Here is a 1,794-nt window from a genome sequence, read left to right as displayed (position 1 = left end):
CGCCCGCCGTGCCCGAGCCGAGATCGGGGGGCGCATCCTTCGCCTCCAGATAGCGCCAGCCCTGATGCGCGCGCTTCGGGCGGGCCTGGACGAGCACGAGGCGCGGGTCGACATGGATCGCCACCCGGCCGCCCTCCGCGTCGCCAAAGCCGAGGATGGCCGAGCGAGCGACGAGCTGGTGCTTCAGGATCCAGTAGAGCGAGCCGCCGACGATCTCCGCATGCCGCTTGGGGAGATAGCGGGTGGTCAGCGACGCGCCGCCCGCCGCTTCGCGGCCCGCGAACCAGGATTGGAGCGTGTCGAGCGAGTCGGCGCCATAGGCGACTTTGGTCAGGTGAAGCGGCACCGGACTGATCTGGGCGGCACGGCGGCAGCGATCAAGACGGTATTTCGGCGGCTATCCGACCAGGCCGCTGACAGTCGCGAGGCCCAGGAACACCAGAAAACCCATCGAATCGGTCACCATCGTCACGAAGATCGACGACGAGATCGCGGGGTCGGCGCGGAAACGTTCGAGCGTCAGCGGCACGACCACGCCGGCCAGCCCCGCGATGACGATATTGGCGAGCATCGCGGTGCCGATGACCAGACCGAGCAGCGGATTGGCGAAGAACAGCCCGACCCCCACCCCGATCACCAGTGCCACCGTCGCGCCGTTGAGCACCGCGATCGCAACCTCGCGCCGCACCGCCCACAAGGTGTTGGCCGGGGTCAGCTGATTGGTCGCCAGTGCGCGCACCGTCACCGCCAGCGTCTGCGTGCCGGCATTGCCGCCGACACCCGCGACGATCGGCATCAGCGCGGCGAGCGCGACCATCGCCGCGATCGTATCCTCGAACTGGGTGATGATCGTGGCGGCGACCAATGCGGTGAACAGGTTGGCGATCAGCCAGCGCACGCGCGCGCGATAGGTGTCGCGCACGGGTTCGTTGATGTCGCCGTCGCCCGCGCCCGACAGCAGCAGCGCGTCCTCGCCCGCTTCGGCCTGGATGATGTGGACGATGTCGTCGACGGTGATCATGCCGACCAGCCGGCCATTGGCATCGACCACCGCCGCGGAAATGAGCGCGTATTTCTGGAAGCGCAGCGCCACTTCCTCCTGGTCCATATCGACCGGAATCAGCGTCTGCTCGCGCTTCATCACGTCGCTGATCGCGACGACGCGCGGGGTGCGCAGGATCCAGGACAGGTTGCAGGTGCCGACCGGATGATGCGCCGGATCGACCACGAACACTTCCCAGAAATCGGTGGTGAGCTGGTCATCGGCGCGCAGATAGTCGAGCACGTCGCCGACCGACCAATGTTCGGGCACCGCGATGAGCTCGCGCTGCATCAGGCGGCCGGCCGATTCCTCGGGATAGCTCAGCGCCTCCTCGATCGCGGCGCGATCGTCGGGGTCGAGCGCGCGCAGCACCGCGCGCTGATCCTCCTCGCCCAGATCCTCGATGATCGCGACCGCGTCGTCGGTGTCGAGCTCCGACGCCATGTCGGCGAGCTGGCGCGGCTCGAGCGCGTCGATCAGCACATCGCGCACCCAGTCGTTCATTTCCGCGAGCACGTCGCCGTCGATCAGCGGGGCGATCGCCGCGACCAGCGCGGGGCGATCGTCGTTGGGGGTCAGTTCGACGAGGTCGGCGATGTCGGCGGGGTGGAGGGGCGCGACGCGGTCGCGCGCGCCCTCCTCATCTCCCGCGGCGACGAGGTCGAGCACCGAGCGCACGAATTCGGGTTTCAGGCGATCGTCGGCGTCCAGCCCGCTTTCGGTCGCGATCGCACCGGGGGCGTATTCCCGTT

2 protein-coding genes are annotated in these 1,794 nt (G+C 68.5%); both read right to left on the bottom strand.

Features of this window, described 5'->3' with window-relative positions:
• On the bottom strand, positions 1-346 hold a 346-nt coding region (locus tag AX709_RS01945), incomplete at its 3' end, for a DUF1489 family protein (RefSeq protein ID WP_066546247.1).
• Positions 347-397: 51 nt separating this feature from the next.
• Positions 398-1,771 (bottom strand): magnesium transporter, encoded by a 1,374-nt coding sequence (gene mgtE / locus AX709_RS01940; protein ID WP_082731308.1) that lies wholly within the window; start codon positions 1,769-1,771, stop codon positions 398-400.
• Positions 1,772-1,794 lie beyond the last annotated feature (23 nt).

The organism is Sphingomonas sp. CCH15-F11, assembly GCF_001557005.1.
In the GTDB taxonomy this organism is placed as follows: Bacteria; Pseudomonadota; Alphaproteobacteria; order Sphingomonadales; family Sphingomonadaceae; genus Sphingomonas.
The sequence above is the reverse complement of the archived record's forward strand: the minus strand, read 5'-3'. Positions and strand labels throughout refer to the sequence as shown.